24 protein-coding genes and 2 tRNA genes are annotated in these 25,419 nt (G+C 70.2%); 23 read left to right on the forward strand and 3 right to left on the reverse strand.

The window, feature by feature from the left end:
• The first annotated feature begins 54 nt into the window (after positions 1–54).
• Positions 55–540, forward strand: coding sequence for a ribose-5-phosphate isomerase (locus tag OG194_RS31005; RefSeq protein ID WP_327404083.1), 486 nt, complete (start codon positions 55–57; stop codon positions 538–540).
• A gap of 69 nt (positions 541–609) precedes the next feature.
• Entirely contained in the window at positions 610–1,425 is an 816-nt protein-coding gene (locus tag OG194_RS31010) for an Fpg/Nei family DNA glycosylase (protein WP_327404084.1), read from the forward strand.
• A gap of 38 nt (positions 1,426–1,463) precedes the next feature.
• Here the strand turns inward: OG194_RS31010 and OG194_RS31015 are convergent, their stop codons facing one another.
• The gene (locus OG194_RS31015) at positions 1,464–2,726 is read right to left on the reverse strand and encodes a GNAT family N-acetyltransferase (RefSeq protein WP_327404085.1); all 1,263 of its coding nucleotides are present in this window, start codon (positions 2,724–2,726) and stop codon (positions 1,464–1,466) included.
• Between the two features lie 162 nt (positions 2,727–2,888).
• On the opposite strand from OG194_RS31015, the gene OG194_RS31020 reads away from it, so the two are divergent.
• The 16 genes from OG194_RS31020 (at position 2,889) to OG194_RS31095 (ending at position 20,020) form a co-directional block, all read left to right on the forward strand.
• Complete coding sequence (locus tag OG194_RS31020; protein ID WP_327404086.1) at positions 2,889–4,067, forward strand: PP2C family protein-serine/threonine phosphatase; 1,179 nt, start codon at positions 2,889–2,891, stop codon at positions 4,065–4,067.
• Positions 4,068–4,286: 219 nt separating this feature from the next.
• Positions 4,287–4,619: a hypothetical protein gene (locus OG194_RS31025; RefSeq protein WP_327404087.1), complete on the forward strand. Its 333-nt coding sequence runs from the start codon at positions 4,287–4,289 to the stop codon at positions 4,617–4,619.
• Between the two features lie 77 nt (positions 4,620–4,696).
• Positions 4,697–5,011, forward strand: coding sequence for a pore-forming ESAT-6 family protein (locus OG194_RS31030; protein WP_327404088.1), 315 nt, complete (start codon positions 4,697–4,699; stop codon positions 5,009–5,011).
• Between the two features lie 140 nt (positions 5,012–5,151).
• Complete coding sequence (locus OG194_RS31035) at positions 5,152–5,556, forward strand: DUF6507 family protein (RefSeq protein WP_327404089.1); 405 nt, start codon at positions 5,152–5,154, stop codon at positions 5,554–5,556.
• A gap of 2 nt (positions 5,557–5,558) precedes the next feature.
• Entirely contained in the window at positions 5,559–8,360 is a 2,802-nt protein-coding gene (locus OG194_RS31040; RefSeq protein ID WP_327404090.1) for an ADP-ribosyltransferase, read from the forward strand.
• An 81-nt stretch (positions 8,361–8,441) separates the two neighbouring features.
• The gene (locus OG194_RS31045; protein ID WP_327404091.1) at positions 8,442–8,804 is read left to right on the forward strand and encodes a hypothetical protein; all 363 of its coding nucleotides are present in this window, start codon (positions 8,442–8,444) and stop codon (positions 8,802–8,804) included.
• Between the two features lie 17 nt (positions 8,805–8,821).
• The gene (locus OG194_RS31050; protein WP_327404092.1) at positions 8,822–9,223 is read left to right on the forward strand and encodes a hypothetical protein; all 402 of its coding nucleotides are present in this window, start codon (positions 8,822–8,824) and stop codon (positions 9,221–9,223) included.
• An 86-nt stretch (positions 9,224–9,309) separates the two neighbouring features.
• On the forward strand, positions 9,310–9,708 hold the full coding sequence (locus tag OG194_RS31055) for a hypothetical protein (protein WP_327404093.1): 399 nt from the start codon (positions 9,310–9,312) through the stop codon (positions 9,706–9,708).
• Positions 9,701–10,105 carry a hypothetical protein gene (locus OG194_RS31060; protein ID WP_327404094.1) on the forward strand — a complete coding sequence of 135 codons (405 nt, stop codon included), beginning with the start codon at positions 9,701–9,703 and terminating at the stop codon, positions 10,103–10,105. The genes OG194_RS31055 and OG194_RS31060 overlap by 8 nt, the downstream gene beginning before the upstream one ends.
• Before the next feature lie 5 nt (positions 10,106–10,110).
• Positions 10,111–10,857 carry a DUF6508 domain-containing protein gene (locus OG194_RS31065; protein ID WP_327404095.1) on the forward strand — a complete coding sequence of 249 codons (747 nt, stop codon included), beginning with the start codon at positions 10,111–10,113 and terminating at the stop codon, positions 10,855–10,857.
• 229 nt (positions 10,858–11,086) lie between these two features.
• The gene (locus OG194_RS31070) at positions 11,087–11,635 is read left to right on the forward strand and encodes an HD domain-containing protein (RefSeq protein ID WP_327404096.1); all 549 of its coding nucleotides are present in this window, start codon (positions 11,087–11,089) and stop codon (positions 11,633–11,635) included.
• 39 nt (positions 11,636–11,674) lie between these two features.
• Positions 11,675–11,980 carry a hypothetical protein gene (locus tag OG194_RS31075; protein ID WP_327404097.1) on the forward strand — a complete coding sequence of 102 codons (306 nt, stop codon included), beginning with the start codon at positions 11,675–11,677 and terminating at the stop codon, positions 11,978–11,980.
• 14 nt (positions 11,981–11,994) lie between these two features.
• Entirely contained in the window at positions 11,995–13,350 is a 1,356-nt protein-coding gene (gene eccD, locus OG194_RS31080) for a type VII secretion integral membrane protein EccD (protein WP_327404098.1), read from the forward strand.
• 34 nt (positions 13,351–13,384) lie between these two features.
• Positions 13,385–14,527 carry a MinD/ParA family protein gene (locus OG194_RS31085; protein ID WP_327404099.1) on the forward strand — a complete coding sequence of 381 codons (1,143 nt, stop codon included), beginning with the start codon at positions 13,385–13,387 and terminating at the stop codon, positions 14,525–14,527.
• 55 nt (positions 14,528–14,582) lie between these two features.
• The gene (eccCa, locus tag OG194_RS31090; RefSeq protein ID WP_327404100.1) at positions 14,583–18,599 is read left to right on the forward strand and encodes a type VII secretion protein EccCa; all 4,017 of its coding nucleotides are present in this window, start codon (positions 14,583–14,585) and stop codon (positions 18,597–18,599) included.
• A complete protein-coding gene (locus OG194_RS31095; RefSeq protein ID WP_327404101.1) occupies positions 18,596–20,020 on the forward strand; it encodes a DUF6177 family protein in 1,425 nt (474 codons plus the stop codon). Before eccCa ends, OG194_RS31095 begins: the two co-directional genes overlap by 4 nt.
• A gap of 14 nt (positions 20,021–20,034) precedes the next feature.
• Here the strand turns inward: OG194_RS31095 and OG194_RS31100 are convergent, their stop codons facing one another.
• A complete protein-coding gene (locus OG194_RS31100) occupies positions 20,035–21,141 on the reverse strand; it encodes an acyltransferase family protein (protein WP_327404102.1) in 1,107 nt (368 codons plus the stop codon).
• 303 nt (positions 21,142–21,444) lie between these two features.
• Between OG194_RS31100 and OG194_RS31105 the strand changes: the two genes are divergently transcribed.
• On the forward strand, positions 21,445–21,639 hold the full coding sequence (locus OG194_RS31105; protein WP_026151384.1) for a hypothetical protein: 195 nt from the start codon (positions 21,445–21,447) through the stop codon (positions 21,637–21,639).
• A gap of 80 nt (positions 21,640–21,719) precedes the next feature.
• Here OG194_RS31105 and OG194_RS31110 read toward each other — a convergent pair.
• Positions 21,720–21,793 (reverse strand) — tRNA-Gly (locus OG194_RS31110).
• A gap of 164 nt (positions 21,794–21,957) precedes the next feature.
• On the opposite strand from OG194_RS31110, the gene OG194_RS31115 reads away from it, so the two are divergent.
• The 4 genes from OG194_RS31115 to OG194_RS31130 all read left to right on the forward strand — a co-directional run bounded on the left by OG194_RS31115 (position 21,958) and on the right by OG194_RS31130 (position 25,293).
• Positions 21,958–22,034: transfer RNA gene (locus OG194_RS31115), tRNA-Pro, on the forward strand.
• 194 nt (positions 22,035–22,228) lie between these two features.
• A complete protein-coding gene (gene tig, locus OG194_RS31120) occupies positions 22,229–23,620 on the forward strand; it encodes a trigger factor (protein ID WP_327404103.1) in 1,392 nt (463 codons plus the stop codon).
• A gap of 339 nt (positions 23,621–23,959) precedes the next feature.
• Positions 23,960–24,562 carry an ATP-dependent Clp protease proteolytic subunit gene (locus tag OG194_RS31125; RefSeq protein WP_327407260.1) on the forward strand — a complete coding sequence of 201 codons (603 nt, stop codon included), beginning with the start codon at positions 23,960–23,962 and terminating at the stop codon, positions 24,560–24,562.
• A 50-nt stretch (positions 24,563–24,612) separates the two neighbouring features.
• Complete coding sequence (locus OG194_RS31130; RefSeq protein ID WP_327404104.1) at positions 24,613–25,293, forward strand: ATP-dependent Clp protease proteolytic subunit; 681 nt, start codon at positions 24,613–24,615, stop codon at positions 25,291–25,293.
• Positions 25,294–25,419 lie beyond the last annotated feature (126 nt).

The following is a 25,419-nucleotide window of genomic DNA, read 5'->3' on the forward strand; positions in this document are numbered from 1 at the left end:
ACGAGGTCGGGCCCCGGAGCTGCTTCCCGGAAACAGCCGTGTCACACTCGACGCATGCGCGTGTATCTCGGCTCCGACCATGCGGGCTTCGAACTCAAGAACCACCTCGTCGAGTGGCTCAAGGAGGCGGGCCACGAGCCCGTCGACTGCGGGCCGCACATCTTCGACGCCCAGGACGACTACCCGCCCTTCTGCCTCCGCGCCGCCGAGCGCGCGGCCGCCGACCCCGAGGCCCTCGGCATCGTCATCGGCGGCTCCGGCAACGGCGAGCAGATCGCGGCGAACAAGGTCAAGGGCGTGCGGGCGGCCCTCGCCTGGAGCGAGGAGACGGCGTCGCTCGGGCGGCAGCACAACAACGCGAACGTCGTGGCTGTCGGCGCGCGGATGCACACGGAGGAGGAGGCGACGAAGTTCGTCGAGATCTTCGTGGGTACGCCGTTCTCCGAGGACCCGCGGCACATTCGGCGCATCGACATGCTGACGAAGTACGAGGCGACGGGGGAGCTGCCGGAGATTCCGGCGCACCATCCGCAGCAGTAGGCACGCTTTTCAAGGCCCACCCGTCAAGCGAACGAGACGGGTGGGCGGGTGGGAAAGGAAGTTCGTCCGGTGCCAGAGGGGCACACGATCCACCGACTCGCACTGGACTACGGCGCTCACTTCGCCGGCCGAGCCACTCAAGTCACCAGCCCCCAGGGGAAGTTCAGCGACGCCGCCGCGCTGCTGAACGGCACGGAACTCACCCGCACCGAAGCCCACGGCAAGCACCTGTTCCTGGGTTTCCGGGACGAGGAGTGGATCCACATCCACCTCGGCCTGTTCGGCAAGGTCGGCTTCGGCGGAGCCCCAGCACCCCCGCCCACGGACACCGTCCGCCTGCGCCTCGCGAACGACACGTCGTACGTCGATCTCCGCGGCCCCACCACCTGCGCCCTGATCACGGACACTGAGAAGCAGGCGATACACGACCGCCTCGGCCCCGACCCCCTGCGCCCGCCGAAGGACACCGACCCGAACGCGGCGTACAAGCGCATCTCCCGCAGCCGTACGACGATCGCCGCCCTGCTGATGGACCAGAAGGTCATCGCGGGCGTCGGCAACGTCTACCGCGCCGAGGTCCTCTTCCGGCACGGCATCGACCCGTACCGCGCGGGCAAGGACCTCACGCCCGCCGAGTGGGACGCGATCTGGACCGACCTCGTCGGGCTGATGCGCGAGGGCGTCCGCAACAACCGCATCGACACCGTCCGCCCCGAGCACACCCCCGAGGCGATGGGCCGCCCGCCGCGCGTCGACGACCACGGTGGCGAGGTCTACGTCTACCGCAGGGCGAACCGCCCCTGCCACATCTGTGGCGGCGAGATCCGCACCGCCGACCTCGCCGCCCGCAACTTGTTCTGGTGCCCCGACTGCCAGCAGCGGTAGGGCTGTTACGGATGGTCTCCGGGTGTTCTCCGGATGGTCTAGAACCCGTGCGGCAGCCAGGGCGCGACCGTCGACCCGAACGCCAACGACGCCTCGGCCAGCGCCCCGGCCCGCAGTTCCCGCACCCGACCGGCCCCCGCGAGCGACGCGAGGGACACCCCGCCGAGATACGCGGCCCCCAACTCCCGTACGGACAGCGCGAGATCGGCCGGCTCCTCGGTGCGCTTGCAGGAAGCGGCGCCCTTCGCATCGCCGGTGAGCCGCCAACGCCCCTCGTTCCAGGGGCAGAAGGCGTCCGCGACCTCGAACACGACGTCCACGGGCGCCTGGTAGGTACGCGCCTCCAGTGCGGCCCCCAGCTCCACCAGCCGTACGTGCAGCGAGTCCACCTGCCGGATCGAGCACCGGCGGAGGTCGGAGACGAGATGCTGCCAGGCGTCGTCGACGGGACGGCTGCGCACCGTCACCTTCCGCGTCAGGTCGATGTCGAAGAGGAACCGCCACAGCGCCGCGTACGACGCCGGGTCCAGCGCCTCCAGATCACGTAGCAGGACTGTCCCCTTGGGGCCCTGGACGTCCCACTCGGGCTTGACGAAGTACCGCGTGTAGCCGACGACTTCACCGTCCCGCTCCGCCACCACGCACCGCAGCGGCGAGGACCCCTCCCGCCCGCTCTCCGGGTCCAGCAGCGGCAGGTCCTCCCACCCGGGCCGCCGCGCCGTCATCCCCGGCCGCCCGGCCACCAGCCGCGCGTACACCGCCTCGCACTGGTCCCGTACGGCGGCGGGCTCGGCGAAGCGCAGGCGTACGTCGTCCGTCCCCGGCGGCACCGTGAGCCGCACCCGGTCCGTGTCGATCTCGGCGGTCGTCCGCATCGTCGCGATGCCGTACCCGAAGCGGCCGTAGATCTCCGGCTCGGAGGCCGTCAGGACGGCCAGCGGCTCGCCCCAGGACCGTACGTCGTCCAGCTGCCGGCGCATCATCGACCTCAGGATGCCCCGGCGCCGGTGCGTGGCGGCCACGCTGACCATCGTGACGCCGGCCGCGGGCACGGAGGCGCCGCCGGGCACGGTGAGGCGGAAGCTGAAGGCGCCAGCCGTCCCCACGCACGCGTCCCCGTCCCAGACGCCGAGGGAGCGGTCGAACTCGGTGAGCCGCTGCCACAGTTCACGCTCGTCGGGCGACTCCGGGACGCCACCGAAGGCGTCGACAAGGTTGTCGTACCAGGTGTTCCACTCGTCCCGGCGCAGTACCCGCAGCTCGGTCGGCCCGTACGGTGTGTTTCTCGCGACTGTCCCCATGGACCATGCCTACCAGCGCATTGCGGGACGAGCCAGGGAATTTCCGCTCGCCGCCCGCACAGCGGCCTCTGGTGAAGTTGACTGTGAAGTTGAACCTCGCAGGGGGGACAAGTGGGACCTCCCGTGCCAAGCGGCTGGTCGGATGGATAGGGTCCCGAACTAATGGCAGCAGGACGAGAGCGGCGCGCGGAGGCCGACACGTTCACGGCCCGGTTGAAGAAGCTGGTTCACCGGGTCCGCACCGGCCTGCGCAGAAGTGCCGTGGACTACTTCCGCGGGGACGGCTCGGACTGGGTCGCGCTGGCCGGGCTGCTGATCACGATCCCGGTGATCGTGGCCATGACCCTCGCCAACGCGGTGTGGTTCTCGGCGGCCGCGCTGGTCCTCCCGATCGTCGCGGGCGGCCTGCTGCTGCGCCCCGCGAGCCTGCTCGGCCTGTACGCGGCGGCGGCCACCGGTCTGATCGTGGAGTCGGTGAAGCTCGGCCCGTACACCGAGGGTCCGGCGCGGGTGACCCCGGGCGTGGTGCTCGTGGTGGCCGCGTGCGGTTTCTTCGGGCTGCTGATCGCGCAGTTCCGCAGCCGGGTGGGCGTGCCGTGGCGGCGCGGCGGCACCATGCTCTTCGACCTGCGCGAGCGGATCCGGGTGCAGAGCAAGCTGCCCCAACTCCCGCAGGGCTGGCACCGGGAGATGGCGCTGCGGCCTGCGGGCGGCCAGTCGTTCTCCGGCGACTTCGTGGTCGCGGCCCGGACGAACGGTGGTCGGACCATGGAAGTGGTCCTCACGGACGTCTCCGGCAAGGGCATGGACGCGGGCTCCCGCGCCCTGCTCCTCTCCGGCGCCTTCGGCGGCCTGCTCGGCTCGCTGCCCCCGCACGCGTTCCTCCCCGCCGCCAACGGCTACCTGCTCCGCCAGGACTGGGACGAGGGCTTCGCGACCTCGATCCACCTTGTCCTCGACCTCGACTCCGGCGACTACGAACTCTTCTCCGCGGGCCACCCGCCGGGCCTCCAGCTCAGCGCGGGCAGCGGCCGCTGGGAGGAGAAGGCGGCCGATGGCCCGCTGTTGGGTGTGTACGACGGCGCGCAGTTCGACCCTGTGAAGGGATCGCTGCGGCCCGGGGACGTGTTGATGCTGTTCACAGACGGCTTGGTGGAGACCTCCGAGCGGGACATCGTCGAGGGCATAGACCGCCTCACCGGCGAGGCCGACCGCTATGTCGCCGGCGGCTTCCACGGCGCCGCCTGGCACCTGATCGAGGCGGTCGCGAAGGACGTCAACGACGACCGGGCCCTGCTGCTGGTCTGCCGGGAGGGCCCGACGGCCCAGGCGGCGCGCTGACGCGTCACCGGCGGGCGGCGCGGGGCGGGCGAGGGCGGTTCCTCCCCGGGCTTCGGGTTTCGGGCTTCGGGTTTCAGTTTCGGTTTCGGTGAGGAAAGTTTGCTGACTTTGTAATGGTGAAGACCCCGAGTTGCCCGGACGATCCGGGAGTTGATAGGCATGGGTCCGTATGCGACACGAGCGGCACACGCCGCGTGAGCCTGTACCGGGGGAGCCGAGATGAAGTTCGACATGGGTACGCAGGCGCTGTCGACGCTGATGCGTGACTCGCGCGGATCGAGCCAGGATCTGGGCACGCTGATCCGGCAGTTGGTGCAGGCGGCGGAGCCGTTGGAGGGGAAGTTCAACGGCGGTGGACGGGTGGCCTTCGACCAGTTCAAGGCGCGGGCGGACGGGATCACGAAGGAGCTGAACTCGTCGTTGGCGGCGATCCTGGGTGGCCAGTCCGGGATGGACAGCGCGTTCGGTACGGGTGACGACGAGCAGCGCGACAACGCCCGGCAGCACATGGGGTCGGCCAACTTCGACGCGGCACGGTTCTCCGGCCGCTGAGAGTTCGGTTCGTTCGGTTCGTTCGCTTCGCTCGGGTTGGTCGGGTTGTTCAGGGTGTTTTCGGGGAGTGGTGTGTGATGGCGGGTGCGGGTACGGATCGTCGTTCCTACGACACGACGGCGTCGGGGGACGTCCAGGGGAATCTCGCGGGGGTGATCGCCCAGTTGGAGGCGGTGATCTCGGCGCGGGACAAGCAGGTGAAGAAGGCGATGTCGGACTTCACGGCCGATGGTGTGGCGGACGAGTACCACGGCAAGGAGCACCGCTGGAACCAGGCCTCGCAGGAGGTCCGGAACATCATTCAGCTGCTGAAGACGACGATGGAGAAGAACGACTCGACGGCGCACTCGACGTTGGCGAAGGCGAAGTCCGCGGTGGACAACATCGGCTGAACCGTGCCCAGTTGGTGGTCGCTCGGTCGCTCGGTCGCTCGGTCGGTCGTTCGGTCGGTGGTTCACCGGGAGCCGCTGGGGCGGTTGTTGTGGTTCTTGATGGTTCGTGACGGCCGGGTGCCGGGTTCACGGGGGTTGGTATGACGGGCTGGGACCTGCGTCCGCAGGGCATTCAGCATGTGCTGACGACGACGGGCACGACCGCGTCGCATCTGGAGACGTACGCCAAGGACTACGGCGCGCATCTGCAGTCGGCGGCGTCGAGCGCGGGCACGATCTCCGCCGACGGCGGATCGGGCGGGGCATCGGGCGGTCAGGGTGGCAAGGACGGCGGGAAGGCACAGGGCGGCCTGGTGGCGTTGGCGCTGTCGCAGTACGCCGAGCACGCGATGAAGGACCTTCAGTTCATCGCGGCCCGGGCGGGCAAGTCGATGCAGGGCGCGGTGGACGCGACGACGGCGTATCTGAACGGCGACGACGCGATGGCCGCAGAGGTACAGCGCAAGGCGTCCACGCCCGGGGTGACGATGCCGGGAGTGGGCTAGGCGTGATCGATCCGGAAGAGATTCCCGAGTTCACCGGTGACCTGGAGCAGCTGGAGAAGGACTACGGCGATCTGAAGAAGGACGCCGGGCACATCCGTTCCACGGGTGCGGATGTGCACACGCAGTTCCAGGGGCTGTCGGCGTACTACCACGCTCCTGAGGCGGAGACGCTGTTCGCGTCGACGAAGCCGGTGTCGGATCGCTCGGACACCTTCGCCACGGACCTGGAGACGGTCTCCTCGGCGCTGTCGGGGTACGCGACCGAGATCCGTCCGCTGGTGGCGAAGCTGAAGCAGCTGAAGACGGAGGCGACGGAGTTCGTCACCTCCGTCAAGGGGGACGACGACTGGGAGTACGACGGGGACAAGGTCGACAGGCACAACCGGATCCGTGACGACATCACGGCGGCGGTGGCGGCGTTCTGGGCCGCCGAGCGTACGTGCCACAACGAGATCACGGCGTTGTGGCACGGCACGCAGATGGTCGCCGGTGACGGTTCGGACAGGAAGGACCAGTACGGCTACAACGCGTCGGACCTGAAGGACGCGAAGCTGCCGTGGGGTGACCCGGTGGACCAGAAGCACCACTGGTACGACGTCGGGCACTGGGTGAAGTCGTTCGTGTGGGACGGCCTGATCGTGGACGGCGTCTGGGGCACCATCAAGGGTCTGGGGACGCTGGTCGGGTTCGGCGGCTGGGACGCGATGGGGCAGGCGTGGAAGGGCCTGGCGCAGCTGGCGACCGGGCTGACGCTGTCGATGATGCCGGGTGCCCAGACCCTTTTCTGGGCGCTGCCGGACAAGGCCCTGCCGTCGTGGTTCCGTGAGTCGCGCAACACGATGAAGCAGACGGGGAAGGCGCTGCTGGCGTGGGACGAGTGGGGCAAGAACCCCGCGCGTGCGGCGGGTGCGGTCACCTTCAACGTCGTCACCACCGTCTTCACCGGTGGCGAGGGCGCGGCCCTGGCCGGCGCCGGCAAGGCGGGCGCGGTGGCCAAGGCGGTCTCCCTGGTCGGGAAGGCCGGCAAGATCATCGACCCGATGACGTACGTCATGAAGGGCGCCGGCGCCGGTCTGTCCAAGGTCGGCGACATCGCCAAGAACCTGAAGGGCATCGGCAAGATCGACGTCCCGACCCTTCCCGACGGCTCCGTACACCTTCCCGACGGCCGGGTCCTGGAGCCGAACGGAAACCTCCTCGACCACGCAGGCAACGTCGAGACGACCCCGATCCCGAAGGAAGCGGCCCCGGGGCTCCCGTCCCACTGGACCGTCCCGGCGTCGGAACCGGCGGCCGTGGGGGTCTCCCACGCGGCGGATGACGGCGTACACGGAGCCCCCGTCCCGCACACGGGGGACAGCGTCCCCGGCGGGGTTCCCCACTCTGCGAGCAATGCCGTGCATGGCGGTACCCCGCATGTTCCCGGGAACGGGATCCACGGTGGTATTCCGAAGTCCGTGGGCAACGGCATTCATGGCGGCATCCCGAAGTCCGTGGGGGACGGTGTTCACGGCGGGGTTCCGCACTCCGTGAGCAACGCCGTGCATGGTGGCACCCCGCACGTCCCCGGCAGCGGGATCCACGGTGGTATTCCGAAGTCCGTGGGCAACGGCATTCATGGCGGCATCCCGAAGTCCGTCGGTGACGGGGTTCACGGTGGGGTTCCGCACGTCCCGGACAACGGCGTCGCCGGAGGCGTCCCGCACGTCCCCGGCAACGGCGTTCACGGAGGCATCCCGCACGGCACGGGCGACGCGGTCTCGGCGGGCGAGCACGCCGGGACGCCTTCGGCGTGGTACCACGAGACCCCGACGGGCCCGGCGCACGAGGTGCCGCACACCACCCCGCACGACGCTCCGCCGACCGCCCCGCACACGGGGGGCCATGACACCCCGGGCACCGGGGGGCACCCGGACCAGGGTGCCGGTCACGATGGTTCCGGCCACGGGGGTCACGACGGCACCGGTCACGACGCCGGCCACAACCACGACGCCGGGCACGGCGGTGACCACGGCGGCCTCGACCACTCCGGCCTAGGCCATGACGCGGCGGACATCGCAGGGCACGACGGCGCCGACGCGGCTGCGCCGGGTCATTCCGGTGGGGAGGTGCCGGGGCATGGCGGGGGCGGGGAGCCGTTCGAGTACAAGCCGTACATGTCGGATGACGACTTCAACAACCTGGCTACCGACGCCGAGCGGCATGCGGCGGCCACCGCGGAACTGGACCGGGGGACGAATCCCTTGCCCAGTACCAGCAATGAGGCAGGAAAGGCGTACGGCGACGCGTACTGGAACGACTTCCTGGACAGCCTCGACCCCAAGGCCAAGGATTCGCTGGAAAGGTACAGCAGCTTCTACTACAAGCACATCAACGGGCAGTTGCGAGACTTCCGTAAATACGGCCCCAGCGCGGCTCTTGAACCCAAGGTCCAGGAGTTGGTCGACAACATGGACCGCGTCATGGACAGCCGCCCCCTGCCCGAGAACGTCATGGTTGTCCGAGGTACCGCGATCGATCACCTTGAGCTGGCCTCACCGTATGAAATGGCGGGCAACACGTACCACGACGCTGGTTTTCTCTCCACGTCGCTCGGTAAGGACGCGGCCTTCGACTACAAGCCGGTGATCATGCACCTTCGGGTGCCGAAGGGTGCACCCGCTCTGTGGATCGACCACATCTCCGTGAATAAAGGGGAGCGGGAACTGCTGCTCGCCCGTGATACCCACTACAGGGTGACTCGCGTGTTCCAGGACGGGGCGGGTCAGTACCACGCCTACGGCGAGGTCCTGCGGAAGCCGTGACCTCGCTGAGGCCAGGCACAGACAGAGGAATGTGACTTCATGAGTAGCGAACGACCGATCAATTCACGCTTTGCCGAAGACATGAGATTCGTTGAGGTACCCGGCGGCCCGGCACGGTATCGGGACAGGACCGACAAGCCGGTGCAGTACTTCACGGTCGTCGACAAGCAGAACGGTGCGGTCCTCGGATACGTATGGGGCGGTGACGAGGACGACGCCGCCGCGTATGTACCGAGGCAGGCCGCTGGTCCCGTGGGGGCGAACGAGAGCATGTCCTGGATCAGCAGGCTGCGTGAAGCCAAGGCGCGGGGCATCCGCCCGTCCCAGGCTGTCGCTGAGTTCCTGGCCGGACCGGAGGCCGGTGGCAGAGGCCGTCCTCTGCCGGGTTCCCTCACGGACGCTCCGGACGCCGCGGCGGTCAAGGCCCTTGCCGAGAGTGACTAGCAGGGATACGCACCACCGTGAGCAGTGAACGGCCGATCAACCGGCGCTTCGACGAGGACGTGCACTTCAACCTCGTGAGGCCGGGTCCGCCGAGGTACCTGACCCGGACCGACAAGCCGGTGCGGTACTTCACGGTGGCCGACAAGGAGGGTGGCGCGGCCCTCGGACATGTGTGGGCCAACGACGAGGACGACGCCGCCGCGTGGGAACCGCGCGAGGTCGCCGGACCCCGGGCGTTCTCCGAGGGCGGCATCTGGCACGCCAGGCTGGAGGGTGCCAAGGGGCGGGGCATCCCGCCGTCCCAGGCCCTCAGGGAGCTGCTCGTCAATCCGGAAGGCGTCAAGGGCCGAGCCCTGCCGGACTCCCTGACCGACGCCCCGAACGCCGCCGCGGGCGAGGCACTCGCCAAGGGTGACTAACGGACATATGTGCCAGCATGAGTAGTAAACGACCGATTGACCGGTGCTTCGGCGGGGCCCCGAGTCTGGAAACAAGTGCGGACTTCGTGAGCAGCGAACAACCAGTCAACTCGCGCTTCGCAGAAGACCTCCAGCTGAAGCAGGTGGCGGGTCCGGCGATGTACGGCCGTAACACTGATGGGCCGGTCGCGTACCTGAGCGTCGCAGACCGGACCGGCTCGGTCATCGGGTACGTGTGGGCGAACGACAAGGACGATGCGGCCGGCTGGCTGGTGCCGTCGGGGCTTTCGGCCGGCGCGGTCAACGCCGGTGCGAGGTGGCTGCGGGCCCTGCGCGCCGGCAAGGCCCGGGAGCTTGCCCCGACGGCCCTGCTCGCGGAGCTGGCACGGGGCACCAACGACAGCGAGCCGAGCCACGCCGTCCCCGGCTCGCTCACCGAGGCCCCGACGCTTGCCGCACTCAAGGAAATGGCCTTTGGTGGCTGAACCCACGCCGATCAACCGGCGCTTCGACGAGGACGTGCACTTCAACCTCGTGAGGCCGGGCCCGCCGAGGTACCTGACCCGGACCGACAAGCCGGTGCGGTACTTCACGGTGGTCGACAAGGAGGGCGGTGCGGTCCTCGGGTATGTGTGGGCCTGCGACGAGGACGAAGCCGCGGCGTATGAGCCGCGGCAGGCCGCAGGGCCTCGGGCGATGAACGAGGGCGGCTTCTGGATCCGTCGGCTGCGTAACGCCAAGGAACGCGGCCTTCGGCCGTCCCAGGCCCTCGCCGAGTTTTCGGCCGACCCGGACCCGGCCGGCAAGGGGCGGCCCTTGCCCGGCTCTCTCACCGATGCCCCGAACGCCGCCGCCGTCGAGGCCCTTGCCCAGGAGACCTGACCCCCATGCAGAACCCCGTCCAGTACGTGGCCGTCGAGGCCCCCGACGGCGAAGTCGTCGGATACGTCTGGGCCGACTACGCCGCAGGCACTCTGAAGTGGGCGCGGCGCACCGCGACCGGTGTCGACGGGTATCGCCTCGGCCAGACGTGGGAGGCCAAGGTGGCGGAGGCCGGTGAGCGGGGCATCCCCCTGGCCGGCGCGCTGACTCTGCTCGCCCGCGACGCCGGCACCGGACCCCCGGTCGACGTCCGCGGCCCCGAGGCCGTGGACGAACTCGCCCGCGCCGTCACCGAGGCCGACGACCGGCGCCTGCTGGCCCAGCTCGACCACGGCGCCACCGAAGCCTGGCAGGAGCTGGCCGACGCCTACGGTGCCCTCACCGACGACGACCGTGACGTCCGCTGGGGCGGAGGCGAGAAGAACGCGAACGGAGCGACCCAGTGGCCGTATCCGATCTACAGCAGGCCGCTGTGGCGGGTCGTCAGAGCTCTGTGGGGCATCGGTGCCGTCACGCCGGAGTACCGCTGGAGCGCCGCTCCCCCTCCGGCGGTGCCGCCCCATGGACGGCTGCGCCCCGCGGACGCCGTTCGCGCTGCCACGTTCCTCGCGGTCGGTGAGCGCGTCAACGAGGGGTCGGTGGACGAAGCGGTGCGGAGCGGCCTGTTCGACGCCATGGTCGTCGCACTCCTGGACCAGCACGCCGCACACGCCTCCAGTGAGCCGGATTCGAGATTCCGTCGCACCACGTGAGCGCGTCCAGCACCAGGTGCCTGTTCGATGTGCCTGTTCGATGTGACTGTTCAATGGCCGGCCGATCACGCGATCGGCGGCGCGGAATCCCGAAACCGGGACTCTGGGTGTGCAGGTTCTGCGGAGGTTTCGGCGTCGTTCCCGGCAGCCCGGCCGCCCTGGGTACGCCGCCCGCCCGTCCGTGTTTTATGTTGCACGGGCGAAGTCACGGGGACGAGGGGGGTGCTGTATGCCGTACGACGAGTCGTCCGACGGGTCGTCCGCTCCGGTCATGACCCTCGCCGAGGTCGAGTCCGTCGCCCGTGCCGCGCATGCCGCCCAGCGGGACAAGGCCGGTCGGCCCTACGTCGAACACCTGGAGGCCGTCGCCGAAGGCGTACGCGCCCGTGGTGGCGGTTGCGAACTCATCGCCGCCGCCTGGCTGCACGACGCGGTCGAGGACGGTGTGCTGAGCGAGGAGTGGCTGGCGGCGGCCGCGCTCACCCGGCGCACCAAGGACGTCGTACGGGCCCTGAGCAAGCGGCCGGGCGAGGAGCCGTGGGCGTACGCGGAGCGGATCCTGGCCACCGAGGGCGCTCGGCTCGTCAAGGCGGCCGACCTCGCGCACAACGCCGACCCGCGCCGGCTGGCCGTACTCGACGAGCCCACCGCACGGCGTCTGACGCGGAAGTACGCCGCCATGCGGCAGTACCTCGGCATCACCGCCGAGAACCCCGGGAACCCCGAGAACCCCGGCATCCCCGACATCCCCGAAACCTCCACGACCTCCGACGACTGACGACGACCGCACAGAGAACACAGGCACAGGACCAACTCAATGGCACGGGACTACGACAGCCAACTGCTGGAGTCGGTGGCGGTGCGCCGGCGCCGGATGCGCGACGCGCTGCTCTTCGGCGCGCAGCGCACCCGGCGCTCGGCCGACGAGCGGCTCGGGAAGGTGTTCGCGGGTATCGCCATCGCGGCCGTCCTGTGCGCCGGATGCGTCGGATGGTCCTTCCTCCAGGCCACCCTGGCCAAGCAACAGCAGCAACAGCAGCAGGAGCAGCAGCAAGGGCAGCAGCAGTACAGCGGCCCCTCCGCACAGCCGTCCTCGGCATCCTCGGCCACAACTTCGCGATGAATGGGTTCCGGTAAGTGGTGAGTACAGCAACGACGTCCCGGACACAACTGAGCCGGGTCACGCTGGTCGGTGAGCGCCGGCGCGTCGACATCGTCCTGCCGTCGGACACCCCGATCGGGCAACTGCTGCCCGACATCCTCCAGTTGCTCGACGACCGGGCCGCCGCGCGGCCCATGACCCGGCAGCTGATCACCTCCGACGGCTCGGTGCTGCCGCACGAGGCCACGCTGTCGTCGTCCGAGGTGCCCGACGGCGCCGTGCTCCAGCTGGTGCGCGCCCATGCCGCGCCGCCCGCCCCCGTCGTGCACGACGTCACCGACCAGGTCGCCGACGACCTCGATCTGCGTGCCTGGCGCTGGCGGCCCGCCGCACGCCGGGCCAGTTCCGGGGTGGCCACCGTCGTGTTCGCCGTGGCCGCGGCCCTCCTGGCCCGCCGCGAGTTCCCGCTTGAGTCCGTCACCACCGCGCTCGCGGCCGTCACGATCGTGTTCCTGGTCGTCGGCGCGCTCGTCTCGAAGATCGGCGACGGCAACCGCGGGCTCGCCACGGCGCTGCTGCTCGCCTCCGGGGGGCTCGGACTGCTCGCCGCCTGGACCGCCGCCGACGCCTACGGCTGGTCAGGACCGGCCCGGCTGGCCGGTGTCGTCGCGGCACTGGTGCTCACCCTTGTGCTGCTCGCCTACTTCTCCCCGCTCGGCCGGGGCGCGCTCCTCGGGGCCGGCGCCACCGCCTTCATCACCCTGGTGTGGGAGGCCGTAGCCGCCGTGCAGGACCGGCCGGACCGGCTCGGCGCGGTGATGGCCGTGTTCTCCGTCGTGCTGCTCGGCGTGCTGCCGCGGCTGGCGCTGATGGCCTCGGGGCTGACGGGACTCGACGACCGGCGCTCCGCGGGCGCGTCGGTCAGCCGTCACCAGGTCGCCAACGCGCTCGCCGCGACGCACCGCGGGCTCGCGCTGATCACCATCGCCACCGCGGTCTCGGCGGCCGCCGGCGGCTGGCTGCTGACCGCGGCCGGGCGGCCGACCGTGTGGACGGTGGCCCTCACCTCGCTCACCGCCGTGGTGCTGCTGTCCCAGGCCCGGGCCTTTCCCCTGGTCGCCGAGGTCGTGGCGCTGTTCTGCGGCGCCGCGCTGCTCGTCGTACGGCTCGCGGTGGAGTGGGTGGACCGCGCGGGCGGCGCCGGGGCGCTGGTGCTGCTGTGCGTCGCCGGGGTGCTGCCGCTGCTGGTCCTCGCGGTTCAGCCGCCCGAGCACGTGCAGGTGCGGCTGCGGCGGATCGGCGACCTGATCGAGTCCCTCGGCGTGATCGGGCTCTTCCCGCTCGCCGTCGGGGTGTTCGGCATCTATGGGCAACTGCTCAACAAGTTCTGAGGCCAGGGCAAGAGTGGCAGGAGTGAAGGGCGACATGCCGAACGGGGACAACTGGCAGAGCGACGTGCTGCGCGATCTGAGAGGCGGTACGCCTCAGTATCAGCATCAGCAGCCTGTGCCGCCGCAACAGCCACAACAGCAACAGCCACAGGCGTACCCCGACCTGCCTCCTCAGCACCAGCAGCAGGCGTACCCCGACCCGCCTCCTCAGCACCACCAGCACCAGCACCACCAGGCCCCGCCGGCGCACCGCGTCACCCCCGACTCCCGACCCGTGCTCGACAAACGGCTCGCCGCCGCCGCGCTCAAGCCGCGCCGGGGTGAGGCGTTCGGTGTCCGTGCCCTGCGCGCCGTACGCCGTACCGTCTCCTCCTCCGCGGCCCGCGAGGTCGCCGACAGCGCGGCGACCGCCGAGGTGCTCCAGCAGGCGGTCACCACCGGGCGGCAGATCGCGGTGACGTCGATCCGCGGTGGCTCCGGCAAGACGACGGTCGCCGCGCTGCTGGGCGCCACCTACGCCCACTACCGCCAGGACCCGGTGCTCCTCGTCGAGGCCGACCCGGCGCTCGGCTCGCTGCCGCTGCGGCTCGGCGCGGAGACCCTGCGCTGGACCACCGGTGACCTCGCCGGACTGGTGGAACCGCAGATGTCGCTGCTCGACGTCACCGGCTACCTGGTCCAACTCCCCGGCAACGCCTGGCTGTTGCCCGGCAGCCAGGGCCGGGTCGGCGCCATGCTCGACACCACGGGCTACGAGCGGGTCATGGTGTCGCTGCGCCGTTTCTTCGGCGTGACCGTCGTCGACTGCGAGACCCTGCCCGCCGAGGTCGCCCGTACCGCGCTGTCCGCCGCGCAGGCCCGGGTGCTCACCGTGCCCGCGACGCTGGAGGGCATCGCCAGCACCCGCGCCGTCCTGGAGTGGATGCGCAACCTGCCCCCGCACGTGCTGGCCTCCACCGTCGTCGTCCTCACGGAGGTCGCACCGCACCCCGGCGTCGACCTCGGCAGGGCGACCCGGGAGCTGACCGAAGCCGGAGTCACCGTGCGGGTCCTGCCCTACGACCGCCATCTCGCGTCCGGCGGCACCATCCGTACGGATCTCCTCGCCCGGGCCACCCGGCACGCCGCCACCCGGCTGGCCGCCGACGTCTTCCAGCTCTCCCAGAAGCAGCGCTGACCGCCCGACAGGAAGGACCGCGGAACCGAACGAACCCGAGGACGAGGCACCGAAGATGAGCACCCGACTGATCCACCGCCCCGCACGCACCACCCGGCCGGCGGCCGTCCCCGAGGCCGACACCATAGAGGCGCCGCCCAACCTGCCCGAGGGCAAGGCCGGCTCCGTGCTGCACTCGCTGCTGCCCGTCGCCGGGGTCATGTCGTCCGTCGTGATGATGACCATCGTGCGCAACAGCCAGTTCGCCGGGCTCGGCGCGATCATCCTCGTCGTCACCCTGGCCGGCTCCCTCGCCATGGCCTTCTCCCAGCGGGGCAAGGCCCAGCGCGTCCGCCGCACCCAGCGCGAGGCCTACCTGGCCTACCTGGAGGACCTGCGCGAACAACTGGCGCAGGAGGAACGCGAACGGCGCGAGCGCGCCCAGGTGCTCAACCCGCCGCCGGACGCGCTCTACGACATCGTGCGCGACCCCGCCCGGCTGTGGGAACGGCGCCGGACGGACGGGGACTTCCTGCGGGTGCGCGTCGGCACCGGTCAGATGCCGGTGCGCGATCTGCGGGTCGCCCAGCAGGGCTCCTCCGCGCTCACCCCGCCCGACCGGTTCATGCTCAACGAGGCCTCCGCGCTGACCGCCCGCTTCAGCACCGGCACCGAACTGCCGCTCACCGTCCCGCTCGACCGCGTCGGCAATATCAGCGTCATCGGCCCGCGCGAGGACACCCTGCGCGTCGCCCGCGCGCTGCTCGTCCAGGCCGCCGCCACCCACGCGCCCGACGACGTGGCCCTGGCCGTCGCGGCCCCCGGCGACCGGCTGGCCGACTGGGAGTGGGCCAAGTGGCTGCCGCACCTGCTGGACACCGAGCAGTTCGACGGCCCGGTCGCCGCCCGCCGTATCGCCCCCTCGCTGCCCCAGCTCGCCCGGCAGATCGGCGGTGAGCTGCGCCGCCGCGCCTCCTACGCGGCCGAGGTGCGCCGCGGCATGTCCGGCCGGGACGCGCTCGGCATGACCTCCCGGCTCCTCGTCGTCGCCGACGCGCACGGGGACGACGCCGTCGACCTGCCGCGCCCCGACGACGCGGTCGGCCTGCGGGACATGGGCGTCACCGTGCTGCACCTGCTCGACGAGCGGGTACGGGAGCCCGGCAGCGTCGGCGTGCGCATCACTGTCGACGGCGCCCGGATCGTCATCGAGGACCTGCGTGAGGCCGAGCCGATCAGCGCCCACGGCCTGGTCGACGAGGTCGGCACGGCCCTCGCCGAGGGCCTGGCCCGGATGCTCGCCCCGCTGCGGCTGTCCGCGGAGTCCCTGGTCGGTTCCCCGCTGACCGGTCCGGTCGACTTCGCGGAGCTGCTCGGCATCGACGACGTAGCCGATCTCGATCTGGACCGGCTGTGGGCGCCACGCGGCGAACGTGCCTTCCTGCGCGTCCCGATCGGCGTCGGCGACAGCCGCGAACCCATGCTCCTCGACCTGAAGGAGTCCTCCGAGCTGGGCATGGGCCCGCACGGCCTCTGCGTCGGTGCCACCGGTTCCGGCAAGTCGGAGCTGCTGCGCACCCTCGTCCTCGCGCTGCTCGCCACCCATCCGCCGGAGGATCTCGCGCTGGTCCTCGTCGACTACAAGGGCGGAGCCACCTTCGCCCCCTTCGCGGACGTCCCGCACGTGGCGGGTGTGATCACCAACCTGGAGAACCAGGCCGGTCTCGTCGAACGCGTCCACGCCTCGCTCGCCGGCGAGGTCAAGCGGCGCCAGCAGGTCCTCAAGGAGGCGGGCAATGTCGCCGACATCGGCCACTACGCCGCCCTGCGGGCCGAGAAGCGCCCCGACCTCGACCCGCTGCCCCACCTGTTCGTCGTGATCGACGAGTTCGGCGAACTCCTCACCGCCAAGCCGGACTTCATCGACCTGTTCCTGTCCATCGGCCGCATCGGCCGCTCCATCGGCGTCCACCTGCTGCTGTCCAGCCAGCGCATCGAGGGCGGCAAGCTCAAGGGCCTGGACACCTATCTGTCGTACCGGCTCGGCCTGCGTACCTTCTCCGCCGACGAGTCCCGCACGGTCCTCGACACCACGGACGCCTTCCACCTCCCGCCGTTGCCGGGCTTCGGCTACCTCAAGGTCGACACCAGCCACTACGAGCGGTTCAAGGCGGGCTACGTCTCCGGCGCCTACCGAGGCCCCGTCCGGCGCGACACCGAGGAGACCGGGCCGCTCGCCCTGGAGTATCCGGCGTACAACACCCTGGGCCTGGAGGACAGTTCGAGCCCCGCCGAGCCGCAGATGCGGCGCCGGGAGACCGGGCTGACCGAGATGGCCGTCATGGTCCAGCAGATCGAGAACGCCGACACCCGCCCCGTACGCCAGATCTGGCTGCCCCCGCTGCCCGGCGCCGTCGCCCTCGACCAGGTCGCCGGACCCGTCGAAGTCGGCGCGCGCGGTATGCAGTTGGCCCGCCGCCGGGGCCCGCTCCAGGTGCCGCTGGGCATCCTGGACGATCCGGCCCGGCAGTGGCAGGGCCAGTGGCACCTGGACCTCACGGTGGCCGGCGGACACGCCGCGGTCATCGGCGGCCCCCAGTCCGGCAAGACCACCCTGCTGCGCACCCTGGCCCTGTCCCTGGCGCTCACCCACACCCCGCAGGAGGTCGGCGTCTACGGCCTCGACCTGGCCGGCGGCGGTCTCCAGGCGCTGTCCGGCCTGCCGCACGTGGGCGGGGTGGCCGGCCGCGCCGACCGGGAGCGGTGCGCCCGCACCGTCGACTCCGTGCGCGGCATGCTGGACCAGCGGGAGGAGCTGTTCCGCCGCCACCGCATCGACTCCCTGGAGCAGCTGCGCACCCTGCGTGCCGCGGGCCGCGTCCCCGAGCTGGCCTCCACGGAGATCGTGCTGCTCGTCGACGGCTTCGGTGCCCTGCGCGACGACTTCGAGGAACTCGACGAAGGGGTCGGCGACATCCTCAAGCGCGGCAGCGGCTACGGCATCCACGTGGTCGCCGGCATGCTGCGCTGGAACGACGTGCGCATCGCCGCCCAGTCCCAGTTCGGCACCCGGGTGGAGCTCAGGCTGAACGACGCAGGCGAGTCCAGCATCGAGCGCAAGCTCGCGCAGACCCTCTCGTCCGACGAGAAGGGACGCGTCCTCACCGACACCAAGCTCTTCGCCCAGGTCGCCCTGCCCCGCACGGACGGCGTCGCCGACACGGCCGACCTCGGCACGGTCCTGGAACGCACGGCCCGTACGATCCGCGCGACCTGGTCGGGCGAGACCGCCCAGCCGGTCAGAGTGCTGCCGCAGATCCTGGAGCCGCACCTGCTGCCCGGCCCGGCGGCCGAACCGCGCCGGGTCCCGATCGGCCTCGACCAGACCCAGTTGGCGCCCGTCCTGCTCGACCTGTTCGAGCACGACCAGCACCTGCTGATCATGGGCGACAGCGAGTGCGGCAAGACCAACCTCCTCAGGGCCGTCGCGGAGGGCCTGATCGAGCGTTACAGCGAGGACGAACTGGTCTTCGGCGTCATGGACCCGCGCCGTGGACTGCGCGGCGCCGTCCCGGAGGAGTACCGGGGCGGCTACGCCTACAACGCCAAGCTGTGCGCGGGCCTGTCCGCGGGCATCGCCGGCGAACTGGAGAAGCGGCTGCCCGACGAGAGCGCGGACGGCGCGGACCTGGAACCCGGCAGCTGGGGCTCGGGCCCGCGGATCGTGATCCTCGTCGACGACTACGACGTCCTCACCACCGCCGGCCAGCAACCGCTCGCCCCCTTCCTGCCGTACATCCCCTCGGCCCAGGACATCGGCCTCCACTTCGTCCTCACCCGCCGGGTCGCGGGCGCCTCCCGAGGCCTGTACGAGCCGCTGCTGCAGAGCCTGCGCGAGTCCGGGGCCTCGGCGCTGGTGATGGCGGGCGACCGCAGCGAGGGCCAGCTCTTCCCCGGTGTGTACGCCGGCCGGCAGCCGTCCGGCCGCGGCGTCCTGGTCCGCAGGGGCGAGCCGAACCGGCTGATCCAGACCGTCCACACGGGACACAGGCAGGACCCGGTGGGAACAGGCAACGGGACGAGGTACCCATGACGAAGGATGTCGTCGCTCTCACCAGGACGATGCCCGACCCGCTGAGCGTGCTCGCGGGGCTGCTGGCCGGTGGCCCGGACATGCTGGCGGGCGTCGAGGGAGACGGCGCGGTGGTGCAGCTCTGCGACGAGCGGGGCCGTCCCCTGGTCTCCGTCGAGGCACCCCTGCTGGTGCGGGTCGGGGGAGAGGCGCGGCGGCTGCTCGGGGCGACCGAGCCCGAGGTGCCGTACTGGTGGACCGAGGCCCGTGCCACCACCGGTGTCAAGGAGGCCGAGGAACTCGCCGGTACCTTCGCGGCCCGCGTCGCCACCCTGGTCGGCGGCACCGTCTGGCCGCCGCAGGCCGCGCGGTCGCTGGCGGTGGTCGACACCGACGGGGTGCGCGCGGTGCCGGCCCCGGCCGCGGCGCAGCCCGCCGTGGACGTGCTCACCGACAAGGTCGCCGTGGTGATCCAGGACCGCCCGGTGGTCGCGATGACCGCCTGGCTCTCGAACGCCTTCAAGGCCGTCGCCGACGCCGGACTGGGCCTCCAGATCGTCACCCCCGCCGGCACGCGCCTGTCCCCGGCGGTCCGCGGCAACCTGCCGGGCTGGCCCTCGCGCTGGGTGGTGCAGGACAAGAAGGACGGCTACTACGACGGACTGTCCGGAGCCGTACTGCGCTGGGACAACGGCCTGTTCGTGACGGCCGGGTCCCCGGACGCGACGGCGGAGGACCCCCGCACCCCCCTGGCCGAGTCGTTCACCCCCGAGGCCGCCGACGACGGCGAACGCCAGCTGGCCGTGTCCTTCCGGGCCGTCCACCCGGCGGACGAGCGGCTCGTGCTCGGCGGCGCGCTGGAGGCCGTATGGCGTGAGCTCACCGGTGAGCCGCCGGCCGGCTGGGGCACCGAGGAGCCCGCCAACCTGCCCTGGTCACTGCGCCAGTTGACGGATGTGGCCTACGAGCGGGTGCCCGAGCCGACCTGGCTGGTGGTCGTCGGCGGTCCGGAGCGCCCGGGCCTCGCGACGGTCCGGATCAGCCGTACCGAGGGCGGTGTGGAGGAGGACGTCACGCTGGCGTTCGGCTACGGCCCGGGCGAGACGGTGCCGACGGACGCCGAGGTGACCCGGGCGGCGGAGGTCCTCGCCACCCGGCACGATCTCCAGTCGATGCTGGTCCAGGTCCGCCGGGCCCGCCGCGACCTGTCCGTACCGCCGCGCTTCGAGGGGCCCGGTGTCCCGTACGCTTTCGTCCTCGGCGCCGAGGAGGTGCGGGAGCTGCCCGGCGACCGGGCCAGGCGCACCCCGCTGCCCCGGCCGCCGCGCGAGCTGGGCCCGAAGAGGCGCCCGGCGTTGTACTACCCGTTCCGCGGCGACCCCTCGGACCTCACCGGATGGGCGGACTTCGAGCGTCTGATGAGGCACCTGAAGGGCGCCTGAGGCACCCCGGGTGCTCAGCTCACCAGAGTCCTCTGCCGCTGACGGGCGACTTCGGCCGCTTCCCGCTTGAACGCCCACTCCATGTCCGGCTCGACCGCGAAGCGGAACACCCGGCGTACGGGCGGGGTGCACAACAGCGTGACGGCGGTGACCGCGAGGGCGGTCACCAGGGCGACGCCGTAGGGCCGGTGCAGCCAGGCGTGGTCGTACAGGCCCGCGTAACCGGCCCCCTTGATCAGGAAGCCGTGCAGCAGATAGCCGTACAGCGTGCCCGCGCCGAGCGCCGTGAACCAGGTCGTCCGGCTCGGCACCCAGGAGTAGAAGGCCGCGGTCAGCAGCAGCGAGCAGCCGAACATCGCGAGCATCATCACGGGCCCGACCCACCAGGGCGCCGCGAACTCCTGCGCGGAGTCGTGGTGGTAGAGCCAGCTGGCGTTCATCCGCGGCACCGCCCAGTAGCCGAAGACCAGCGCACTCGCGAACACCGGCACCGCCAGCATCCGCGCCTCGCGCCGCCGCACCAGCCGGAAGTGCTCGGGCTTCAGGACCAGGCCGAGCACGAAGTACGGCAGGAACTGCGCCGTCCGCTGGAGATCGAAGTCGTCGGTCATGGCCGGGGTGCAGGAGGCGAGCATGGCGATGCCGAGGGCGACCGGCAGCGGGTGCCGGACCAGTTTCCAGATCGGGGTGGTCAGCCGCCAGATGAACAACGAGCAGAGGAACCAGGTGAGATACAGCGGGTCGAGCAGGGTGATCTGCTGGTGCGGGTCGTCGTTGGCGTAGCGGCTGAAGAGCGAGTACGCGATCTCGAAGACGATGTACGGCAGCGCGACACCGGTGAGGAGCCGCTTCAGTCGGGCGGGGCTCAAGTCGAAACTGCGGGAGAAATAGCCGGAGATGACGATGAACGCCGGCATGTGGAAGGTGTACACGACCATGTACAGGCCCTGGAGCACTCTGCTGTCGCCCTTCAGGGGCTCCCAGGAGTGCCCGATGGCGACCAACAGGATCGCCAGGTACTTCGCGTTGTCGAAGAACGCGTCGCGCGATTTGGGTTGTTCGTTCTTTTCGCTCTGTTTGCTCTGTTCGTTCTGGCCCGGGGGCGTGTCAACGTGGAACATCTGAGGCACCCTAGCGTTGCCTGTGGGAATCGGTGAAACCATCGGACGCGCGTCCGGAATCTATTCACGATGTCACGATTCATCCCGATCAAAAGGCGCAAAATGGCACACGGTGAAGGCCTGTTCATGTGCGCATGCCAATAATGCGAACGGACTGCGAACGCATCTCTGCCGAACCTTTGCGACCAACGATGCGTCACCCGCCGCATAGGTGGGCCGCGTTGGTGGCACGATGGTTCTGGCGGGGTGCGCGGGTTGCGTCCCCGGGCCGGGAGAGCGGACCGACCGAGGGTGTGATCAGTTGTGGCCATTTCACTGTCTGTGGTGCTGCTGTTGGCGATCATCCTGGTGGTGTTGATCCGAGGGGGATCGATCAAGGCCGGCCCAGCCATAGTCGCGATCCTCTTCGGCTTCTTCCTCGCCTCGACCGGTATGGCTCCGTCCATCAACCGGTTCATAAACTCGCTGGCGGAGACGATCAACTCGATCAGCTTCTGAGACGCCGGCAAGGGCGGGACTCCGGGAACGACTCAGGGCCAGGTCGGAGAAGTGATTCTCCGACCTGGCCCTGAGTCGTATGGAGCGGGCGACGGGAATCGAACCCGCGTAGCTAGTTTGGAAGACTAGTGCTCTACCATTGAGCTACGCCCGCACATGACGCGCCGCAGGTCAGACGACCGCGGCACAGAAGGCATCGTAGCGGGTCGGGTGCCCTGAGCGCACACCGCATTCCCCCTGCCCCGTCCGGCACCCCGGCGCTCGTGAAATGCGGCGGCCCGACCGCCTGCGGGCATGTACCCTACGTGTCGCACCAGACGGGGTGTGGCGCAGCTTGGTAGCGCGTCCGCTTTGGGAGCGGAAGGCCGTGGGTTCAAATCCCGCCACCCCGACCACATGCCGGACCTCCGGGACCGGTATCACACCAGTACCTCGCGGGATCGCCTTTTGGGGGGTCTCGTCGCTGCGGCTACTATGCAAGCTGCGCGCCCGTGTGTCTCTCACACTCTGAAGTCCTCCGGGCGACCAGAAAACGCCGGACCTGTCTGGGTCCGCAACCCAAGAAGTCAGCCCCCAAGGAGACCGAACCGTGAAGAGCGCCGTGGAGACCCTGAACCCGACCCGGGTTCGGCTCAGCATCGAGGTGCCCTTCGAGGAGCTCAAGGACAGCCTCGACGCGGCGTACAAGAAGATCAACCAGCAGGTCACGGTGAAGGGCTTCCGGAAGGGCAAGATCCCGGCTCGCGTCATCGACCAGCGGTTCGGCCGCGGTGCGGTCCTGGAGGAGGCGGTCAACGACGCGCTTCCGAAGTTCTACACCGAGGCGGTCAACGAGGCGGAGCTCAACCCGCTCGGCCAGCCCGAGGTCGACATCACGGAGCTGAAGGACGGCGAGACGCTGAACTTCACCGCCGAGGTCGACATCCGCCCGACCATCGAGATCCCGGACTACTCGGGCATCGAGGTCGAGGTCGACGCCGTGGAGGTCAGCGAAGCGGACATCGACGAGTCGGTCGAGCAGCTCCGCGAGCGCTTCGCGGCGACCTCCCCGGTCGAGCGCGCCGCCGCCGACGGTGACGTCGTCACCCTCGACCTGGAGGCCAAGGTCGACGGCGAGGTCCTGGAGGACGGTGTCGCCGAGGGCATCTCCTACACCATCGGCTCCGGCGAGCTGCTCGAAGGCATCGACGAGGCCGTGACCGGCCTGGAGGCCGGCGGCGAGGCCACCTTCGCCTCCGAGCTCAAGGGCGGCTCCGCGGCCGGCCAGGAGGCCCAGGTCACCGTCAAGGTCACCCAGGTCGCCGCCCGCGAACTGCCCGCGCTGGACGACGAGTTCGCCCAGCTCGCCTCCGAGTTCGACACTCTGGAGGAGCTGCGCGCGGACAGCCGCAAGCGCCTGGAGAACATGAAGCAGTACGACCAGGCCACGCAGGCCCAGGAGCGCGTCCTGGAGAAGCTGCTGGAGCTCGTCGAGGTGCCCGTCCCCGAGAAGCTGCTTGAGGACGAGATCAACACCCGCAAGCACAACCTGGAGCACCACCAGCTCGGCCAGATGGGCCTCGACCTCGACAAGTACCTGGAGATCCAGGGCAAGACGGCCGAGGAGTTCGACACCGAGACCAAGGAAGCCGCGGTCAAGGGCATCAAGACGCAGTTCGTCCTCGACGAGCTCGTCAACAAGGAGAAGCTGAACGTCAACCAGGAGGAGCTCACCGAGCACCTCATGCGCCGCGCGGCCTCCTCCAACATGTCCCCCGACCAGTTCGCCCAGGCCGTCGTCGAAGGCGGCCAGGTCCCCCTCCTCGTCGGCGAGGTGGCCCGAGGCAAGGCCCTGGCCGTAGTGGTCGAGGCCGCCACGGTGAAGGACACCAACGGCGAGATCGTCGACCTGGACGACGAGGACGACGAGACGCCCACCGAGACGCCCACCGAGACGCCCACCGAGACGGCCGAGGCCGCCGAGGAGCCGACCGAGGCGTAAGCAGCGAACGAGGGGCCCCGGGGATGCGACAAGCCCCGGGGCCCCTTTGTCTACGTTCACTGGGCGCGCCCCCGAAGGGGCGCGGGGAACTGCGCGACAAGCCCCCACCGACCCGCAGCCCCGATACAAGCGCAACCACCCCACCCCAGGGGATTCCGCTCAGGCCGGCGCAGCGATGTGCTGACAGCGAACAGTTCCCTTTGCGGGATTCTCCGAAGGGACCCGCGCGTTAGGGTCCATGAATACGAGGGCAGGGGAGTCCCCATTGCCCCCGGCAGTACACGGTGAGACGGCCCGGCGCCGTCGTAAAGACGAGCAGGTGGATACGTGACGAATCTGATGCCTACAGCCGCCGGCGAGCCCTCTATCGGTGGCCTCGGCGACCAGGTCTACAACCGGCTGCTCGGTGAGCGGATCATCTTTCTCGGCCAGGCGGTCGACGACGACATCGCCAACAAGATCACCGCGCAGCTCCTCCTCCTTGCCGCCGACCCCGACAAGGACATCTACCTCTACATCAACAGCCCCGGCGGCTCGATCACGGCCGGCATGGCGATCTACGACACCATGCAGTTCATCAAGAACGACGTGGTGACCATCGCCATGGGCCTCGCCGCCTCCATGGGCCAGTTCCTTCTCAGCGCGGGTACCCCGGGCAAGCGCTTCGCGCTGCCGAACGCCGAGATCCTGATCCACCAGCCCTCCGCCGGTCTGGCCGGTTCGGCCTCCGACATCAAGATCCACGCGGAGCGGCTGCTGCACACCAAGCGACGCATGGCCGAGCTCACGTCCCAGCACACGGGCCAGAGCATCGAGCAGGTCACCCGCGACTCGGACCGCGACCGTTGGTTCGACGCGAACGAGGCCAAGGACTACGGCCTCATCGACGACGTGATTCCCACGGCCGCCGGTATGCCGGGCGGCGGCGGCACCGGGGCCTGATGCCCCAGCACAGCCCCCAGCCGACCGTCACAGCCCCTAGGAGAGAGACAGTGAACGACTTCCCCGGCAACGGCCTGTACGAGCACGCACGCGCCGAATACACGGGTCCCGCCGCCGAGTCCCGTTACGTGATCCCGCGCTTCGTGGAGCGCACCTCGCAGGGCGTGCGTGAGTACGACCCGTACGCGAAGCTCTTCGAGGAGCGCGTGATCTTCCTCGGTGTCCAGATCGACGACGCGTCGGCCAACGACGTCATGGCGCAGCTGCTGTGCCTGGAGTCGATGGACCCGGACCGCGACATCTCGATCTACATCAACAGCCCTGGTGGCTCTTTCACGGCGCTGACCGCGATCTACGACACGATGCAGTTTGTGAAGCCGGATGTCCAGACGGTCTGCATGGGCCAGGCCGCGTCCGCCGCCGCCGTCCTGCTGGCCGCCGGTACGCCGGGCAAGCGCATGGCGCTGCCGAACGCGCGCGTGCTGATCCACCAGCCGTACAGCGAGACGGGTCGGGGCCAGGTCTCCGACCTCGAAATCGCTGCGAACGAGATCCTCCGGATGCGTGCGCAGCTGGAGGACCTGCTGGCCAAGCACTCGAAGACGCCGATCGAGAAGATCCGCGAGGACATCGAGCGCGACAAGATCCTCACGGCCGAGGACGCCCTGTCGTACGGCCTGATCGACCAGATCATCTCCACCCGGAAGATGAACAACGCCGACGTCCACTGACCCGGACCCTGTATCGTCCACCACCCCTTGGCACGTCCACGTGGAAGTGAACCGTGCCAAGGGGGGCCCGAACGGGGGGCCCGGCAAGGTACCGTCGGACATAAGGCAGCACCAGGAGTCGCTGGA

Source organism: Streptomyces sp. NBC_01288 (assembly GCF_035982055.1).
Classification (GTDB): Bacteria; Actinomycetota; Actinomycetes; order Streptomycetales; family Streptomycetaceae; genus Streptomyces.